Below are 17,496 nucleotides of genomic sequence, written 5' to 3' on the forward strand. Positions count from 1 at the left end.
CATAGCTAAGACCCGAGGCGCGGCCCACGACTGTCGCCTCATAGACAGGAGATGTAGTGGCAGGTAAGGCCCGCGTACACGAGTTAGCTAAGGAACTCGGTGTTACCAGCAAGGAAGTTCTCGCCCGGCTGAGCGAACAGGGCGAATTCGTTAAATCGGCATCGTCGACCGTGGAAGCGCCGGTGGCTCGCAGGCTGCGCGAATCCTTTGGCGGCAACAAGCCCGGCGCGAACAAGGCCGCCGACCAGGGCACCGTCAAGGCCCCCGAGAAGGCGCCCCGCGTCAGCGCCGGCAAGGCTCCCGACCAGTCTTTGGACCAGGCCCTCGACAAGGCCGTGGGCAACGGAGCGCCGGCTGCCGGGCCCGCCCAGGCCGCCGACGTCGGCAACACCGAAGCGCCCGCCACTCCGGCGGCGCCCGCGGCGGCGACGCCCGCACCTCCGAAGGCGCCGCTGCCAGGACAACCGCCGACGCCGACCCCCGGACAGCCGTCCACTCCCAAGGCGCCCGCGCCCGGGATGGCGCCGCGTCCGGGCCCCGTGCCGAAGCCGGGGGTTCGTACCCCGCGCGTCGGCAACAACCCGTTCTCGTCCGCGCAGCCGGTCGACCGGCCCATTCCGCGGCCACCGGCGCCGCGCCCCGGTGCGCCCCGGCCGGGGGCGCCGCGGCCAGGCGCCTCTCCCGGCAGCATGCCGCCACGTCCCGGTGGTGCAACCGGTGGTCCTCGCCCGCCACGCAGCGGAGCGCCGCGCCCCGGTGGTGGCCGGCCCGGTGGGCCAGGCGGTGGCCGATCGGATTCCGGCGGTGGTAACTACCGCGGCGGCGGCGGTGTTGGCGCGGCGCCCGGAAGCGGATTCCGCGGCCGCCCCGGTGGTGGCGGCGGTGGCGGTGGCCGTCCTGGGCAGCGTGGCGGCGCGGCCGGCGCGTTCGGCCGTCCCGGCGGCGCACCCCGGCGTGGCCGCAAGTCCAAGCGGCAGAAGCGTCAGGAATACGACTCGATGCAGGCCCCGGTCGTCGGTGGCGTGCGGTTGCCGCACGGCAACGGCGAGACAATCCGGTTGGCCCGGGGGGCGTCTTTGTCGGATTTCGCTGAGAAGATCGACGCCAACCCGGCGGCGCTGGTCCAGGCGCTGTTCAATCTCGGTGAGATGGTGACCGCCACACAGTCGGTCGGCGACGAGACACTCGAGCTGCTCGGCAGCGAGATGAACTACAACGTGCAGGTGGTCAGCCCCGAGGACGAGGACCGCGAGCTGCTGGAATCGTTCGACCTGACCTATGGCGAAGATGCCGGGGACGAGTCGGAATTGCAGACTCGTCCGCCGGTGGTCACGGTGATGGGCCACGTCGACCACGGCAAGACCCGCCTGCTGGACACCATCCGTAAGGCCAACGTGCGTGAGGGCGAGGCCGGCGGTATCACCCAGCACATCGGTGCCTACCAGGTGAGTGTCGACCACGACGGCGTGGAGCGGCCGATCACCTTCATCGATACGCCCGGTCACGAGGCGTTCACCGCAATGCGTGCCCGCGGTGCCAAAGCGACCGATATCGCGATTTTGGTGGTCGCCGCCGACGACGGGGTGATGCCTCAGACGGTGGAAGCCATCAACCACGCACAGGCCGCCGAAGTGCCGATCGTGGTGGCGGTGAACAAGATCGACAAGGAGGGCGCTGACCCGGCCAAGATTCGCGGACAGCTCACCGAATACGGCTTGGTGGCGGAGGATTTCGGTGGCGACACGATGTTCGTCGACATCTCGGCCAAGCAGGGCACCAACATTGAGGCGCTGGAGGAGGCGGTGCTGCTGACCGCTGACGCGGCCCTGGATCTGCGGGCCAACCCCGACATGGAGGCCCAGGGGGTTGCCATCGAAGCGCACCTGGACCGCGGTCGTGGCCCGGTGGCCACCGTGCTGGTGCAGCGCGGCACCCTGCGGGTCGGCGACTCGGTGGTCGCCGGCGACGCGTATGGCCGGGTCCGCCGGATGGTCGACGAGCACGGCGACGACGTGGAAGAGGCACTACCGTCGCGGCCGGTCCAGGTCATCGGCTTCACCTCGGTGCCCGGTGCCGGCGACAACTTCCTGGTGGTCGATGAGGACCGCATCGCTCGCCAGATCGCCGACCGGCGCAGCGCCCGCAAGCGCAACGCGCTGGCGGCGCGCAGCCGCAAGCGGATCAGCCTGGAAGACCTGGATTCGGCGCTGAAGGAAACCAGCCAGCTCAATCTGATCCTCAAGGGCGACAACGCCGGTACCGTCGAGGCGCTGGAAGAGGCCCTGATGGGGATTCAGGTGGACGACGAGGTGGCGCTGCGCGTCATCGACCGCGGCGTCGGTGGCATCACCGAGACCAACGTCAACTTGGCGTCGGCATCGGACGCGATCATCATCGGCTTCAATGTGCGCGCCGAAGGCAAGGCCACCGAGCTCGCCAACCGCGAGGGTGTGGAGATCCGTTACTACTCGGTCATCTACCAGGCGATCGATGAGATCGAGCAGGCGCTGCGCGGCATGCTCAAGCCGGTCTATGAAGAGGTCGAGCTCGGTCGTGCCGAGATCCGGGCGTTGTTCCGGTCCTCGAAGGTCGGCCTCATCGCTGGCTGCATGATCGCCTCCGGTGTCGTGCGCCGTAACGCGAAGGCCAGGTTGTTGCGTGACAACATCGTGGTCACCGAGAACCTCTCGATTCAGTCGCTGCGTCGGGAGAAGGACGACGTGACCGAGGTCCGCGAGGGTTTCGAGTGCGGTTTGACGCTGGGTTACTCCGACATCAAGGAAGGCGACATCATCGAGTCTTACGAGCTGGTTCAGAAGGAACGCGCCTGATGAGCCGCTCGGTCCGACTCGGTGGCCGCCAACGGAGCTGCCGTCATGGCTGATCCCGCCCGGGCTCGCCGGCTGGCCAAACGCATCAACACGATCGTCGCGTCGGCGATCGAGTACGAGATCAAGGATCCGGGGTTGGCCGGGGTCACCATCACCGAAGCCAAGGTGACCGCCGATCTGCACGATGCGACGGTGTATTACACGGTGATGGGTCGCACGCTGGAAGAGGAGCCCAACTACGCCGCCGCCGCGGCGGCGCTGGAACGGGCTAAGGGCGTGCTGCGTACCAAGGTCGGAGCGGGAACCGGGGTGCGCTTCACACCGACCCTGACGTTCACCCGCGACACCACCTCCGACAATGTGCATCGGATGGAGGAATTGTTGGCGCGCGCCCGCGCCGCTGACGCCGACCTCGCGCGGGTCCGGCTGGGCGCCAAGCCGGCGGGGGACGCCGACCCGTATCGTGATGCCGGGTTGGCCAGCGAACGGCCCGGGGGACTACGCATTCCAACGAGCGACGGGCGCGAGGTTGAGAACACCCGTGACGACGACCGATCCCAAGATTGACCCGGCCGATATCCGGCGTCCCGCAACGAATGTCGACGCCCTAGGCGCCGCCGAGTTGCTGTCGGCCGCGGCCAGCGTCGCGGTGATCTCGCACGTGCACCCCGACGCCGACACCATCGGCGCCGGCCTGGCTCTGGCGTTGGTATTGGACAAGTGCGGCAAGCGGGTTCAGGTGAGCTTCGCCGCGCCCGCGACGCTGCCGGAGTCGCTCGCGTCACTACCCGGCTGCCACTTGCTGGTCGGCCCGGATGCGATGCGCCGCGATGTCGATTTGGTGGTAACCGTTGATGCTCCAAGCGTCAAGCGCCTTGGCGGGCTTGGCGATCTAGCCGATCCGGGCCGGGAGGTGCTGGTGATCGACCACCACACTTCCAACCTCGCGTTTGGCAGCGCCAACTTCGTCGACCCCACAGCGGATTCGACCACCATGTTGGTCGCCGAGATTCTCGATGCGTGGGGCAAACCCATAGACCACGATGTCGCGCACTGCATCTACGCCGGGCTGACCACCGACACCGGGTCGTTCCGCTGGGCGAGCGCACGCGCGTTGCGGTTGGCCGCCCGGTTGGTCGACATCGGTGTGAACAATGCCGCCATCAGCCGATCGCTGCTGGACACCCACCCGTTTGCCTGGTTGCCGATGCTGTCCCGGGTGCTCGGCTCGGCGCGGCTGTTGCCTGAGGCGGTCGATGGCCGGGGACTGGTCTACGTGGTCGTCGACCACCAGGAATTCCTGCGGGCACGCCCCGAAGAGGTGGAGAGCGTCGTAGACATCGTGCGCACCACCCAGCAAGCCGAGGTGGCGGTGGTGTTCAAGGAGGTCGACCCACAGCAGTGGTCGGTATCGATGCGTGCCAAGGCCAGCATCGATTTGGGGGCGGTGGCGTCCGGATTCGGTGGCGGTGGGCACCGGCTCGCTGCCGGTTATTCGACCGTGGGCTCGATCGAGGATGTGGTGGCGTCGCTACTGGCGGCCGTGGGCTGACCGCCCTTGACCACCGTTGGGCCAGCGGCCGGCCGACCCGCGGCCGGTGGCCGGCAGATCGCGGCGCTGGCCCTGCCCGCGCTGGGAGTGCTGGCCGCGGAGCCGTTATATCTGCTGTTCGATACCGCCGTGGTCGGTCGGCTTGGGGCATTGTCGTTGGCGGGCTTGGCGATCGGCAGCCTGGTGCTCGGCATGGTTGGCTCCCAGGCGACCTTTTTGTCCTACGGCACTACCGCACGCTCGGCGCGCCACTTCGGGGCCGCCGATCGGGTGGCCGCGGTCGCGGAAGGTGTGCAGGCGACCTGGTTGGCGGTGGGTTTGGGCTCATTGACGATTGTCGTCGTGGAGGCCGCGGCGGCGCCGTTGGTGTCGGTGGTCGCCGGCGACGGCGCGGGCGGCACTGGCATCGCCGCGGCGGCGTTGCCCTGGCTGCGAATCGCGATCCTGGGTACTCCTGCGATTCTGGTATCGCTTGCCGGCAACGGCTGGATGCGCGGCGTGCAGGACACCGTGCGGCCACTGCGCTACGTTCTCGCGGGCTTCGCGCTGTCGGCGGTGTTGTGCCCGCTGCTGGTCTATGGCTGGCTGGGCATGCCGAGGATGGGTTTGGCCGGGTCTGCGGTGGCTAATCTGGCCGGTCAATGGCTGGCAGCCGTGCTGTTCGGCAGCGCGCTGTTGGCCGAGCGGGTGCCGCTGCGACCAGACCGGGCGGTGTTGCGCGCGCAATTGGTGATGGCCCGCGACCTGATCGTTCGAACGCTGGCCTTTCAGGTGTGTTTCGTGTCGGCCGCCGCCGTGGCCGCCCGGTTTGGTGCGGCCGCGCTGGCGGCGCACCAGGTGGTGTTGCAGCTGTGGGGCTTTCTTGCGTTGGTTCTCGATTCACTGGCCATCGCGGCGCAGTCGTTGGTGGGTGCCGCGCTGGGCGCCAACGATGTCGCGCACGCCAAGGGGGTGGCGCGACGAGTCACTGGGTTTTCCCTGCTGGCGGCGGGGATCTTGGCGGCGGCGCTGGGGGCGGGGCGGTTCGTCTTGCCCGGGCTGTTCACCGACGATCGGTCGGTGCTGGCCGCGATAGCCGTGCCGTGGTGGTTCTTGGTGGCCCAATTGCCTTTTGCTGGAATTGTTTTCGCGCTCGACGGGGTGTTGCTTGGGGCGGGTGATGCGGCGTTCATGCGAACCGCCACGGTGGTCAGCGCGCTGCTGGGCTTCCTGCCGCTGGTCTGGTTGGCGTTGGTGTACGGCTGGGGGCTGGCGGGCATCTGGGCGGGCCTCAGCACATTCATCGCACTGCGGCTGATTTTCGTCGGATGGCGCGCAATCAGCGGCCGGTGGGCGCTGACCGGGGCGGCCTAACCAGGCGGCCACACCCGGCCGGCAGTTCAACGAGAACTCGCCGGCAACCGCCGATACACTGCAGCCGATGACGACCACACGGCCACGGCGGGATCGGTCGTGGCGGGATTACACGCTGTTCGTCGTGCTGGTCGGTCCCAACCTGGGCTTGTTGCTGTTGTTCGTTTACCGGCCGTTGGCCGACAACATCAGGTTGTCCTTCTTCGACTGGAACATCTCGGACCGGTCGGCGGAATTTGTCGGGCTCGCCAACTACGCGGAGTGGTTCACCAGGTCCGACACCGGACAGATAGTGCTCAACACGGTGGTGTTCACCACGGCGGCGGTGGTTGGCTCGATGCTGCTGGGGCTGGTGCTCGCGATGTTGCTCGACCAGCCGTTGCGGGGACGAAATTTGGTTCGTTCGACCGTGTTCGCGCCGTTCGTGATCTCTGGTGCCGCCGTCGGTCTGGCGGCCCAGTTCGTCTTCGATCCCCATTTTGGTCTGGTGCAAGACCTGTTGCGCCGCATCGGTGTCAGCGTGCCCGACTTCTACCAGGACACCCGCTGGGCGTTGTTCATGGTGACGGTCACCTATGTCTGGAAGAACCTCGGATACAGCTTCGTCATATATCTGGCGGCGCTGCAGGGGGTACGTCGAGACCTCTTGGAGGCGGCCGAAATCGACGGCGCCAGTCGATGGACCACCTTCCGGCGAGTGCTCTTGCCGCAACTGCGGCCGACCACCTTCTTCCTGTCGATCACCGTGCTCATCAATTCGGTGCAGGTGTTCGACGTGATCAACGTCATGACCCGCGGCGGCCCGGAGGGTACCGGCACCACCACCATGGTCTACCAGGTGTATCTGGAAACGTTCCGGAACTTCCGGGCCGGCTATGGTGCGACCGTGGCCACGATCATGTTCCTGATCCTGTTGGCCATCACCTACTACCAGGTGCGCATCATGGATCGGGGAGCGCAGCGGTGAGGCCGGATGGGTTCGGTCGCGCGGCGCGCTTGCTCGGTTATGCGGCAATGTTGCTGGTCCTCGTGCTGATCGCGGGGCCGCTGCTGTTCGTGTTCTTCACCTCGTTCAAGGACCAGCCGGACATCTACTCGCAGCCCACCACCTGGTGGCCGCCGCGCTGGCATCCGCAGAACTACCGGACGGCCACCCATCAGATCCCATTCTGGACGTTCCTGCGCAATTCGGTGATTATCACCTCGGTGCTGGCGATGGTGAAGTTCGCGCTCGGCGTGCTCAGCGCGTTCGGGTTGGTGTTCGTCCGGTTCCCGGGCAAGAACGCGGTGTTCTTGTTGATCATCGCCGCCCTGATGGTGCCCAACCAGATCACCGTGATTTCCAACTATGCGTTGATCGCACAGTTGGGTTTGCGCAATACTTTTGCGGGCATCATCCTGCCCCTTGCTGGGGTAGCGTTTGGCACCTTCCTGATGCGCAACCATTTCCTGTCGTTACCCGCCGAGATCATCGAAGCCGCCCGAATGGATGGTGCGCGCTGGTGGCAGCTGCTTGTGCGGGTGGTCTTGCCGATGTCCGGGCCCACGATGGTGGCGTTCGGCATCATCACCGTTGTCGGCGAATGGAACGAGTACCTTTGGCCGTTCCTGATGTCCGATGATGATTCGGTGGCACCACTTCCGGTGGGTCTGACATTCCTACAGCAGGCCGAGGGCGTGACGGACTGGGGCCCGGTGATGGCGGTGACGATGCTGGCGATGTTGCCCATCCTTATCATCTTCATCGTGTTGCAGCGGCAGATGATCAAGGGCCTCACCGCGGGCGCGGTCAAGGGCTAGCTGCGATGGGTGCGGTGAGTCGCAGGCGGTTTCTTTCGTTGGCCAGTGCCGCGGTCGGGGGGGTGGGTGCCGGCTGCGCGGGGATGGGCGGCAGCGATTCGGTGAAGTCGGGCGACGGGCCGATCGCGTTCTGGTCCAACCACCCTGGCCAATCCACCGCGGTGGAGCGGGAGCTGATCAACCGTTTCCAACGCCAGTTCCCCGGTCTGTCGGTCAAACTGATCGACGCCGGCATGGACTACGACGAAGTTGCGCAGAAGTTCAACGCGGCGCTGATTGGCACCGACGTGCCCGATGTCGTTGTGTTGGACGACATCTGGTGGTTTCACTTTGCCCTCAGTGGTGTCATCGCGCCACTCGACGATCTGTTCGGCCAACTCGGAGTCGATACCGGGGACTACGTCGATTCATTGTTGGCCGACTACGAGTTCGAGGGCCGACACTATGCGTTGCCCTATGCGCGCTCGACGCCGCTGTTCTATTACAACAAGCCGCTGTGGAACAAGGTCGGCCTCCCGGACCGAGGCCCGCAATCCTGGCAAGAACTCGACGACTGGGGTCCGCGCCTACAGCGGGTGGTCGGTGCCGGTAACTCGGCCTATGGCTGGGCAAATGCCGAGCTGATCTCTTGGACGTTTCAAGGCCTGAACTGGGCATTGGGCGGCGCGTACTCCGACAAGTGGACCTTGCGGTTCACCGACCCGAACACCATCGCGGCCGGCGACTTCTATCGGGATTCCGTCCACATTAAGGACTACGCCGCGATCGCCACCGATGTGGCCAATGAGTTCGCCACCGGGATCCTGGCATCGGCGGTTGCATCGACCGGCTCCTTGATGGGCATCACCAACACGGCCAAGTTCGACTTTGGGGCGGCGCCGCTGCCCACCGGTCCCGGCGGGGCTCCCGCCTGCCCGACGGGCGGGGCCGGGCTGGCAATTCCCACCAAGCTCTCCGAAGAGCGAAAGCTCAACGCGCTCAAGTTCATCGCATACGTCACCAATCCGAGAAACACCGCCTACTTCAGCCGGCACACCGGATATCTGGCGGTGCGCAAGTCCGCCGTCAAAGAACCGAGCGAGCAAAAATATCTCGCCGCCAATCCGCGAGCCCGAGTGGCGTTGGAACAGCTCCCGCACACCCGTCCGCAGGATTACGCGCGCGTCTTCCTGCCCGGCGGTGATCGCATTATCTCCGCCGGGTTGGAGTCCATCGGCCTGCGCGGTGCCGATGTGCCAAAAACGTTCGCCAGTATCGAAAAGCGGTTGCAGGTGATCTTGGACCGCCAAGTCAAGCGAAAGCTGCAGCGCCATGGCTAAAGTGCAGTATTGCGGGGTTACCCATCGCTATCCGGGTGCCGACGCACCTGCCATCGACAACCTGGACCTGGAGATCGCCGACGGCGAGTTTCTGGTCTTGGTTGGTCCCTCTGGATGCGGCAAGTCGACCACGCTTCGAACGCTGGCCGGGCTGGAATCCGTTTCCAGTGGCCGCATCACTATCGGCGAAACCGACGTCACGCACCTTCCAGCACGGGCACGTGACGTCGCCATGGTGTTCCAAAACTATGCGCTCTATCCGAATATGTCTGTGGCGCAGAACATGGGATTTGCGTTGCGTAACTCCGGCATGTCGCGTGCCGATACCCGGCGGCGTGTGCTCGACGTCGCCCAGATGCTGGAATTGACCGACCTGCTTGATCGCAAGCCGTCAAAGCTTTCGGGCGGCCAGCGCCAACGTGTTGCGATGGGGCGTGCGATCGTACGCCGACCCCGGGTCTTCTGTATGGATGAGCCGCTGTCGAATCTGGACGCCAAACTTCGGGTGAGCACCAGGTCGCAGATATCGGGGTTGCAGCGTCAACTGGGCACCACCACGGTCTACGTGACCCACGATCAAGTGGAAGCGATGACGATGGGTGATCGGGTTGCGGTGCTCAACGACGGTGTCCTGCAACAGGTCGACACGCCACGGGAGCTGTATGACAACCCGGTCAACACCTTTGTGGCCACCTTCATCGGGGCCCCGGCGATGAGCCTCATCGAGGCCGAGGTGGCCGAGGGTGTGGTGCAGTCGCCCGATCTGGTGACACCGGCCCCACGCGGGGTGCTCGGCCGGGTACTGATCGGTGTCCGCCCGGAGTGTTGGGATTTGCTGCCGGCGCATTCTCCGGGAGCTCTGACCGTTCACGTCGAATTGGTTGAAGAGCTCGGCTTCGAATCCTTTGTCTACGCAAGTCCCGTCACCCAACAGGGGTGGTCCTTGCGCGCGCAACGGGTGGTGTTCCGTACCGACCGGCGCACCCCGGTGCGCGCCGGCGAAACATTAGCGATCGCGCCGCACGCCCATGAGGTGTGCTTCTTTGACAGCCAGACCGAGACGCGCATCCGCTAAGCGGGCGCAACCATTCCTTCAGCCCAGCACGGCCCGCTCGGTGTCCTCTTCGACCAGGTCGGCGTTGACCGCCATGGCGGCCAACAGCCCGGACGAGGCCGAGTTGACGACGTGCGCCGAGATGTCCGCGACGTTGCCGGCCGCGTAGACACCGGGCACCGAGGTGCGGCCACCGCCGTCGGTCTGCAAATTCTCGCCCAACCCCGACGGGTGGGCCACGCGGCGAAGGCCCAGACCAGCCAGAATTTCGGATCGAGCCACCATGCGGGGCAGCAGGGCCAGTGCTGCCAGCTCCACCCGGTCGCCGTCGGCCAGCACGACGGCATCCAGCCGGCCGTTGCGGCTGCTGACCTCGGTCACCACCGGGGTCACGACCGTGATCTGGCGTGCGTCGAGTTGCCTACGCTCGGACCCACTGGGATCGGTTGTGCCATTGAGGAATAGCGTGATCTGCGGGCTCCACTGCCGAAACATCAGGGCCTGATGCACCGACTCGGCGCTGGTGACCAGGACGCCGATGTGCTGGTCGCTGAATTCCCATCCGTGGCAGTACGGGCAGTACAACACGTCGGTGCCCCACAGCGTCGCCAGGCCCTTGATGTCGGGCAACTCGTCCACCAGCCCCGACGCGACAAGCAGCTTGCGTGCGCGAATGGTGTCCCCGCCGTCGACCGAAACCGCGAAGGCCGACCCCTCACGGCGCGCGGACACCACCTGCCGCTCGGCGACCTGCCCGCCATAGCGCGTGACCTCAGCGCGGCCGACGGAAATCAGCTCTGCCGGCGCACAACCGTCGCGGGTCAGGAAATCATGGACCCCGGCTGCCCGCTCGTTGCGTGCTTGTCCAGTGTCAAGGACCAGAACGGATCGCCGAGCTCGGGCGAGGGTGAGCGCAGCGCTCAAACCCGCTGGGCCGCCACCGATGACGACAACGTCGTACAAATCGGTCATCTGGCTAGCGGATCTGAGAGCGCCCGCGCTGCAGCACGGCCGCGCGATTAGCCGCGATGTCATCCCCGCTGGTGCGGAATTGCCTTGCGGCCGTTGCCTCTAGCCACAGCCCGGCGCTGGTCTGCGACTCGTCGATCCGGTGGTAGGACGCCAGCAACGCCCGAACCGCGTCTTGGTTGTTGCCCACGATGGACGTCGCGACCCGACGCGCCGCGCTAAGCAGTTGGTCGTGGGAGACCACCTCGGTGACGAGGCCGGCCCGCAGCGCGTCGGCCGCCGACAAGTAATCGCCGGTAAGGCTCATCCGGCGGGCCAGGCCCACACCCACCTTCTGGGGCAGCCGCACGCTCAAACCCCAGGTGGGTAGCAACCCGACCCGAGCGTGTGTGTCGGCGAAACGTGCCTGCTCCGAGGCGATCAGAATGTCGCAGTACAGTGCCAGCTCGAGCCCTCCGGTGACCGCGGCGCCGTTGATCGCACCGATCACCGGTTTGGTCATCGCCGGCCAGCGCGGCGAGATATCCGGCAACGCCGACTGGCCGCCTAACTCTTTGAGATCCAGTCCGGCGCAAAACACCGGATCGGCTCCGGTCAGGATGACGACGTCGACGTCATCATCGGTTTCGGCGTCACCGAGGGCTGTGAAAAACCGATCCCGCAGGGCACTGGAGAGTGCGTTGCGGGACTGCGGTCGGTTCAGCGTCAGGGTGCGCACCCGCCCGTCGGTGGCGATCTGCAGGATCTCGTCGGTCATCACCTCACCGTAGAGGGTCACCTGCGCCAACGCTGCCGCGCCTATCGTGGATGCATGTGCCGGAACATCACCGAACTGCGCGGGTTAGAGCCCCCGGCCACCGCCCAGGAAATCGCCGCCGCGGCCCGTCAGTATGTGCGCAAGGTCAGCGGCATCACCCATCCGTCGGCGGCCAACGCCGAAGCGTTCGAGGCCGCGGTCGCCGAAGTCACGGCGACCACGACACGGTTGTTGTCCGCCCTGCCGCCCCGGCGTCAGCCACCCAAGAGCATCCCACCGCTGCGCCGGCCCGAGGTGCTCGCCCGACTGGGCACGCGATCGCAGTGACGCCCGCGCTGAAGGAATGGAGCGCGGCGGTGCATGCCCTGCTGGACGGTCGGCAGAGCATCCTGTTGCGTAAGGGCGGCATCGGCGAGAAGCGGTTCGAGGTGGCGGCGGACGAATTCCTGTTGTTCCCGACGGTCGCGCACAGCCATGCGCAGCGGGTCCGGCCCGAACACCGCGACTTGCTCACCCCCGCGGCTGTCGACAGCGCCGAAGGACACGTGCTCGTCCGTGCTGCAGCGAAAGTTGTTGCTGCACTGTCGGTTAACCGTCCAGCGGGACTGGGAGAAATCGAGGATTTGCACATCTGGACCGCGGAGTCGGTGCGCGCGGACCGGCTCGACTTCCGGCCCAAGCACAAGCTGGCCGTGCTGGTGGTGTCGGTGATTCCGCTCGAGCGCCCAGTGCGGTTGGTGCGCCTTCCGGAGTATGCGGGATGCACCAGCTGGGTACAACTGCCGGTCACGCCCAGCCTGGGCAGGCCGGTGCACGACGCCGCCGAGCTAGGTGAGGTCGCCGCCCGGGTCCGCGACGCTGTCGGCTGAGGGATCGACCGGTAGCACCAGCCGGGATGGCCCGAAGTGCACGGAGTGCGTGGCCGGCTTCATTGTCTGGCTGGTCAGTGCGGGCTCCGGGGTGCCGAGGTTGCGGGCATAGCGTGGGAACCAGCTTCCGGCAATCAGGACCCGGATGCGCGAGCCGGCGGTGAATCGGTGAGCGATCGGGTCCAGCTCGATGCGGACGGTTTCGGGCGTGTCGCCGAATCGTTGATAGCCGTCGCTGACATTGCGCGAGTGGCCCTTGGCGTCGACCTCGCTGACCCGGACGAAAACGTCGACGTTGGGATTGTCTGAGGTGTGCGCCAACTCGATCACCGGATTGCCGTGCACATACAGATCGCGGGGGAGCGCGGCACCGGTGAACGAAAGTACGTCCTCGCGCGCGGCCAGCCGACCGTCGTCGCGGTAGCCGCCGTTCGGGGATAGCAACGGGCCGCCGGTGGTCGGTGTCGGATTCTCCGGGTGGTAGCGAAACGTCGTAGGGGACGCTCCAGGCTCGGGTGGGGTCTCGCCCAATCCGCCGCCAGGCTGCAGGTAGATCGAGTGTTCGGTGGTCGGCGGCGGCCAGTGGGGCCGGTAGTGCCAGCCGTGGCCGGTGACGAAGATGCGCACCGGGCTGGGCCGGCGTGGCTGTGGCGCCTCGCCCAGATGTGTGTCCAGCCACTCCAAGGTTTCCCGTGCGCTGATGGCCAGTCCCTTGGTGAGCAGCTGCACGTGCGTCCAGGGGCCGACCGTGAGTGCTACGTCGACGCCTCGTTGGCGCAAACGTTGATACTGCTGCAGGGTTTGGCGCAGGAAGATGTCTTGCCAACCGCCCACCAGCAGTACCGGCACCTGCACTCGATCCAGCGCCGCCGGAAACCGCATGCGATCCCAGAACGGGTCGGCGTGGTCGGCGTGTTCCACCCACGATTCGAACCATGGTGCGCCGGTGCCCAGCATCGTCCTTGCTGACTCACCCATGGGCAATTCGGCCGCCGCTCGAGCCAACCGCCGCGCAGCGGTCAGCTGGCGGATGCCGGTCCGGATGCGGATCGGATCCTCTTGGTGGGCAACCACGTCGCTCCAGCCCAAAAAGTCGTTGATCGCAAACGATCCCGTGCCCCACACCGAGGCCCGCAAGTCGTGCGGGCCCGCGGTAATCACCGCCGCTGCCAGCTCGGGAGGCGGATCCTGCAGCAACGCCCACTGGGTGAAGCCCAAATAGGAAACGCCGATGGTCGCGAAGTGACCGGTGAACCATGATTGCCTTCGCAGCCACTCGACGGTGTCCGCGCCGTCGGCCGCCTCGTTGACCATGGGCTCGAACTCTCCGGCCGACCCGAAGGTTCCCCGGACGCTCTGTAGTACCACGTGGTAGCCGCGGGCGGCGTAAAGCCTGGCAAAGACCAACGACATTGGAAGCCCGCGTCCATACGGTCCCCGGACCAGCAGCGTGCCGGCGGGGGCAGAGGTGGCGGGCCAGTAGTGGTCGGCCACCAGATGGATGCCGTCGCGCATCGGGACTTTGACGCGATGCACGCTGTAACGCGTGCTCGCGCGGCGCAATCCCAACGCGGCGCCCACGGCGTTAGCGCCGACTCGGCCGGTCAACGTGCGTAGCCTGGGTGGCTCGGACCGAGTGCGGGTTGAGGTCCCCAAATGCGAGTCAGAATACGTAGTACGGGGCGAGGTCATTGGCCCGCTGCAGGTTGGTGGGTTGGCAGTCGACATCGGGTTCGGAGTAGACCGTCGAGTAGAACAGCGACTGCTGGATTACCCCGTAGCTGGTCTTGAAGGTGACCATGCAGGAGGAGAACCAGAAACTGTTGTGATAGGTCGGCTTCAAGACCCAGTACTGCGCGGCGCGGTGGCCTGCGATGGTGGTCTCGATGGCGTCGGGTGGCAGCGTCTGAGCGTAGTTGCGCCAGATGATGGCCTCGACCGCCATCTGATAGTTGCCCGCGTCAAAGTGACACCGCAGCCCGTCCTCATGTTCGGGAGGCGTGTAGGCCAGGCCCAGGCGCTGTACGGCGTCGAACGGGATGTCTTCGCACGGGTCGAACGGACGCGGATTGGTGGTCTCCACGATCGGGCTCTTCATGGTGGTCGACATGGGTGCCGCGGTCGAGCGCAGCTCCACGTTTCCCGCGCCGCGTGGCGCCGGCGAAGGTTGCTGCCAGCCCAATGTGCCGCCGATTGTCGCGATGACCAGCGCGCCAAGCGCTCCGATCAGACGCACCTTGCTAAGCACGACACCCCCTGACGTTGGGCGGTCCCAATGCCCGGAGTGTACAAGTCGCTTCCGCGCTGCCACAGTCAAACGAGAACTTGTTCTAGATCGCGGCGTAGCTTGGATTTGCCCCGACCCGCAATGAAGTGCGCTTGGTGGCGCCCAGCGCAAGAATGTCTGGGTGTTTGAGATCAACGCGGAGCAATGGGTGCGCTCAGCGGCGCATGTCGCTGGGCGGGGGGAGGACTTGGCGGTTGGACATATGTCGTCCGACCATCGAATCCAGGCCGCTCAGTCCGGCTGGCAAGGCGAGTCGGCGCTGGCGCTCGGCGCCACCATGGACGGCTGGCTGGAAACGTCGAGGGCGCTGTTGAGCAGAATTGGCGATCATGCACGCGGCCTGCATCAAGCCGCCGCCGCGCATGCGGCGGCGGAGGAGGAGCGAGCCCGCGCGCTCGCGCACGTCGGCGCTTGCGGCGACGGTATGGCCAGTGAGCGTCAGGTCTGATCGGTGTCGCTGACGGTGGCCGATATCGATCGGTGGAACGCGCAAGCGGTTCGTGAGGTGTTCCACGCGGCCACCGCCCGAGCCCAGGTGAGCTTGGAGGTGTCGCGTCAGCTGGCCACGCTGTCGATTTTTGCCAACTCCGGTGGCAAGACCGCCGAGGCTGCCGCGCATCAGAACGCGGGACTTCGCCGCGACCTTGACGCCCACGGCAACGAAGCGTTGGCCGTTGCCCGGGCGGCCGATCGGGCCGCTGGCGGGATTGTGAAGGTCCAATCGGAGTTGGCCGCGTTGCGCAAAGCCGCCGCGGCCGCCGAGCTGCAGATCGATGCGCTGAGCAACCGGGTGGTGCCGATTCCGGGCCTGCGCCACACCGAGTCCGAATGGGCGCGGATGCTTGCCAAGCAGGCCGAGCTGCAGGCTGACCTGGATGCGATTGTGGTTGAGGCGAACACCATCGACGAGGAATTGGCGTCAGCGGTCAACATGGCCGACGGTGATTTCCCGATCCCGGCCGAGGCCGGTCCGCCGGTGGGCCCCGAGGGGCTGACACCGACCCAGCGGGCCAGCGATGCCAACGAGGAGCTGTTGCGTGCGGAACGCGCCAAGCTGCGAGCCCGGATTGGGCAGTTGCAGGGGCGTTATGACCAGCTGGCGGCGCGGGCCGTCCGCGACTACAACAACGGCATCCTCGACAGCGATGCTATGGGCCAGCTCGCCGCCCTTGACGATCAGCTGGCCGTCGCCAAGGACCGGCTGGGCGATCTCGATGCTGTCGATGAGGCGCTGAGCCGTGCCCCGGAAACCTACCTGGCCCAGTTGCGGCTTCCGGACGACCCGCACCAGCAGGTGCTGGCGGCGGTGGCCGTGGGTAATCCGGACACCGCCGCCAATGTTTCGGTGACCGTGCCCGGGGTCGGTTCCACCACCCGGGGCACCCTGCCAGGCATGGTTGCTGAGGCACGCAACCTTCGGCTTGAGGAAATGCGGCAGCTGAAGAATGCCGGCCAACCGACGTCGGTCGCCGCGATCGCCTGGATGGGCTATGAGCCGCCCCCCAACCCGCTTGACACCGCAAGTGCGGGTGACCTGTGGCAGACCATAACCGATGGGCAGGCACGTGCGGGCGCCGGCGATTTGTCCAGCTATTTGCAACAGGTGCGCGCCAACAACCCCTCCGGCCACCTCACCGTGTTGGGGCACTCCTATGGCTCGTTGACGGCGTCGCTGGCCCTGCAGGACCTCAACGCCCACGGTGCGCATCCCGTCAACGATGTCGTGTTCTACGGTTCACCCGGCCTGGAGCTCTACACCCCGGCGCAGCTGGGACTCGAGCACGGGCATGCTTATGTCATGCAGGCGCCGCACGACTTGATCACCAGCGTGGTCGCCCCGCTGGCCCCGCTGCACGGTTGGGGGCCGGACCCGTATCTGACTCCCGGGTTGACGGAATTGTCGTCACAGGCCGGTTTCGATCCCGGCCGGATCTGGCGGGACGGGGTGTATGCCCATGGCGATTATCCGCGAGTCTTCCAAGATGCCGCCGGGCAGCCACAGCTGCGGATGTCGGGCTATAACCTGGCGGCGATCGCCGCCGGGCTGCCGGACAATAAGGTCGGCGCGCCGCTGCTCCCGCCGGTTCTGCGCGGCGGGATGCCGGCAGCGCCCGGCCACGAACTGGCGGGAGGGCATTGATGCGGTGGCGGCTGGTGGGGTTGCTGGCGCTGGTTTGTGTGCTGGTGCTGGGATGTGGTTCTGGTGGTCTTGGGCGTGGTGGTGAGCAGGAGGGTCCGTTGAGTCCGGAGAAGGTTGCTGAACTGGAGAACCCGTTGCGGGCCAAGCCTTCGCTGGAGGCGGCCAAGGACCAGTACCGCGCCGCGGTGACCCAGATGGCCGAGGCGATCGCGGCTCTGGTGCCGGGGTTGACCTGGTCGATGGATGTGGACAGCTGGAATGGGTGTGGAGGCGATTACGAGTGGACCAGGGCCAAAGCGGCGTACTTCATGGTCGGATTCAGCGGGCCGATTCCCGACGACAAGTGGCCGCAGGCTGTTCAGATTGTGAGAGAGGGTGGGCAGCAATTCGGCGCCACCACCTTTGGGGTGATGAAAGACAAGCCGGGCGACCATGACGTCTACCTCGCCGGGCACGGGGGCGTCGAGTTCAAACTGGGCACCCAGGTGGCCTCATCGCTCACGGCGCAGTCGGACTGCCGGATCAGTGAAACCGATACCCCCAGCCCACCACCGAGCCCGTAGCC

Annotated in this window: 17 protein-coding genes; 13 read left to right on the forward strand and 4 right to left on the reverse strand. The window is 66.4% G+C overall.

The window, feature by feature from the left end; translation table 11 throughout:
* The first annotated feature begins 56 nt into the window (after positions 1–56).
* The 8 genes from infB to MB901379_RS08295 all read left to right on the forward strand — a co-directional run bounded on the left by infB (position 57) and on the right by MB901379_RS08295 (position 9,930).
* The gene (gene infB / locus MB901379_RS08260; RefSeq protein ID WP_158016175.1) at positions 57–2,831 is read left to right on the forward strand and encodes a translation initiation factor IF-2; all 2,775 of its coding nucleotides are present in this window, start codon (positions 57–59) and stop codon (positions 2,829–2,831) included.
* Between the two features lie 45 nt (positions 2,832–2,876).
* Positions 2,877–3,398 (forward strand): 30S ribosome-binding factor RbfA, encoded by a 522-nt coding sequence (gene rbfA, locus MB901379_RS08265; RefSeq protein ID WP_158016176.1) that lies wholly within the window; start codon positions 2,877–2,879, stop codon positions 3,396–3,398.
* The gene (locus MB901379_RS08270) at positions 3,373–4,383 is read left to right on the forward strand and encodes a DHH family phosphoesterase (protein ID WP_158016177.1); all 1,011 of its coding nucleotides are present in this window, start codon (positions 3,373–3,375) and stop codon (positions 4,381–4,383) included. The genes rbfA and MB901379_RS08270 overlap by 26 nt, the downstream gene beginning before the upstream one ends.
* A gap of 6 nt (positions 4,384–4,389) precedes the next feature.
* A complete protein-coding gene (locus tag MB901379_RS08275; protein WP_158016178.1) occupies positions 4,390–5,736 on the forward strand; it encodes an MATE family efflux transporter in 1,347 nt (448 codons plus the stop codon).
* Between the two features lie 67 nt (positions 5,737–5,803).
* Positions 5,804–6,703 (forward strand): carbohydrate ABC transporter permease, encoded by a 900-nt coding sequence (locus tag MB901379_RS08280; RefSeq protein WP_158016179.1) that lies wholly within the window; start codon positions 5,804–5,806, stop codon positions 6,701–6,703.
* A gap of 47 nt (positions 6,704–6,750) precedes the next feature.
* The gene (locus MB901379_RS08285; protein WP_158019034.1) at positions 6,751–7,536 is read left to right on the forward strand and encodes a carbohydrate ABC transporter permease; all 786 of its coding nucleotides are present in this window, start codon (positions 6,751–6,753) and stop codon (positions 7,534–7,536) included.
* 5 nt (positions 7,537–7,541) lie between these two features.
* Positions 7,542–8,855, forward strand: coding sequence for an ABC transporter substrate-binding protein (locus MB901379_RS08290; RefSeq protein ID WP_158016180.1), 1,314 nt, complete (start codon positions 7,542–7,544; stop codon positions 8,853–8,855).
* On the forward strand, positions 8,848–9,930 hold the full coding sequence (locus tag MB901379_RS08295) for an ABC transporter ATP-binding protein (RefSeq protein ID WP_158016181.1): 1,083 nt from the start codon (positions 8,848–8,850) through the stop codon (positions 9,928–9,930). Before MB901379_RS08290 ends, MB901379_RS08295 begins: the two co-directional genes overlap by 8 nt.
* Positions 9,931–9,948: 18 nt before the next feature.
* On the opposite strand, the gene MB901379_RS08300 is transcribed toward MB901379_RS08295, so the two are convergent.
* Both MB901379_RS08300 and MB901379_RS08305 read right to left on the reverse strand, forming a co-directional pair.
* Entirely contained in the window at positions 9,949–10,881 is a 933-nt protein-coding gene (locus tag MB901379_RS08300) for an NAD(P)/FAD-dependent oxidoreductase (protein WP_158016182.1), read from the reverse strand.
* A 4-nt stretch (positions 10,882–10,885) separates the two neighbouring features.
* Positions 10,886–11,635, reverse strand: a complete 750-nt coding sequence (locus tag MB901379_RS08305) for an enoyl-CoA hydratase (protein WP_158019035.1) — start codon at positions 11,633–11,635, stop codon at positions 10,886–10,888.
* A 54-nt stretch (positions 11,636–11,689) separates the two neighbouring features.
* Between MB901379_RS08305 and MB901379_RS08310 the strand changes: the two genes are divergently transcribed.
* Entirely contained in the window at positions 11,690–11,962 is a 273-nt protein-coding gene (locus tag MB901379_RS08310; RefSeq protein ID WP_158016183.1) for a DUF2277 domain-containing protein, read from the forward strand.
* Positions 11,959–12,504, forward strand: coding sequence for a DUF1802 family protein (locus MB901379_RS08315; protein ID WP_158016184.1), 546 nt, complete (start codon positions 11,959–11,961; stop codon positions 12,502–12,504). Before MB901379_RS08310 ends, MB901379_RS08315 begins: the two co-directional genes overlap by 4 nt.
* On the opposite strand, the gene MB901379_RS08320 is transcribed toward MB901379_RS08315, so the two are convergent.
* Together MB901379_RS08320 and MB901379_RS08325 are read right to left on the reverse strand one after the other, a co-directional pair.
* Positions 12,463–14,196 (reverse strand): CocE/NonD family hydrolase, encoded by a 1,734-nt coding sequence (locus MB901379_RS08320; RefSeq protein ID WP_158016185.1) that lies wholly within the window; start codon positions 14,194–14,196, stop codon positions 12,463–12,465. The genes MB901379_RS08315 and MB901379_RS08320 overlap by 42 nt on opposite strands.
* Positions 14,168–14,752, reverse strand: coding sequence for a DUF3558 domain-containing protein (locus tag MB901379_RS08325; protein ID WP_158016186.1), 585 nt, complete (start codon positions 14,750–14,752; stop codon positions 14,168–14,170). The genes MB901379_RS08320 and MB901379_RS08325 overlap by 29 nt, the downstream gene beginning before the upstream one ends.
* A gap of 160 nt (positions 14,753–14,912) precedes the next feature.
* On the opposite strand from MB901379_RS08325, the gene MB901379_RS08330 reads away from it, so the two are divergent.
* From MB901379_RS08330 to MB901379_RS08340, 3 genes are read left to right on the forward strand one after another with little or no spacing between them, the layout of a single operon-like run.
* Positions 14,913–15,239: a WXG100 family type VII secretion target gene (locus MB901379_RS08330; protein WP_158016187.1), complete on the forward strand. Its 327-nt coding sequence runs from the start codon at positions 14,913–14,915 to the stop codon at positions 15,237–15,239.
* A 3-nt stretch (positions 15,240–15,242) separates the two neighbouring features.
* Entirely contained in the window at positions 15,243–16,931 is a 1,689-nt protein-coding gene (locus MB901379_RS08335) for an alpha/beta hydrolase family protein (RefSeq protein ID WP_158016188.1), read from the forward strand.
* Positions 16,931–17,494, forward strand: a complete 564-nt coding sequence (locus tag MB901379_RS08340) for an LppA family lipoprotein (protein WP_158016189.1) — start codon at positions 16,931–16,933, stop codon at positions 17,492–17,494. Before MB901379_RS08335 ends, MB901379_RS08340 begins: the two co-directional genes overlap by 1 nt.
* The last annotated feature ends 2 nt before the right edge of the window (positions 17,495–17,496 follow it).

Source organism: Mycobacterium basiliense (assembly GCF_900292015.1).
GTDB classification, from domain to species: Bacteria; Actinomycetota; Actinomycetes; order Mycobacteriales; family Mycobacteriaceae; genus Mycobacterium; species Mycobacterium basiliense.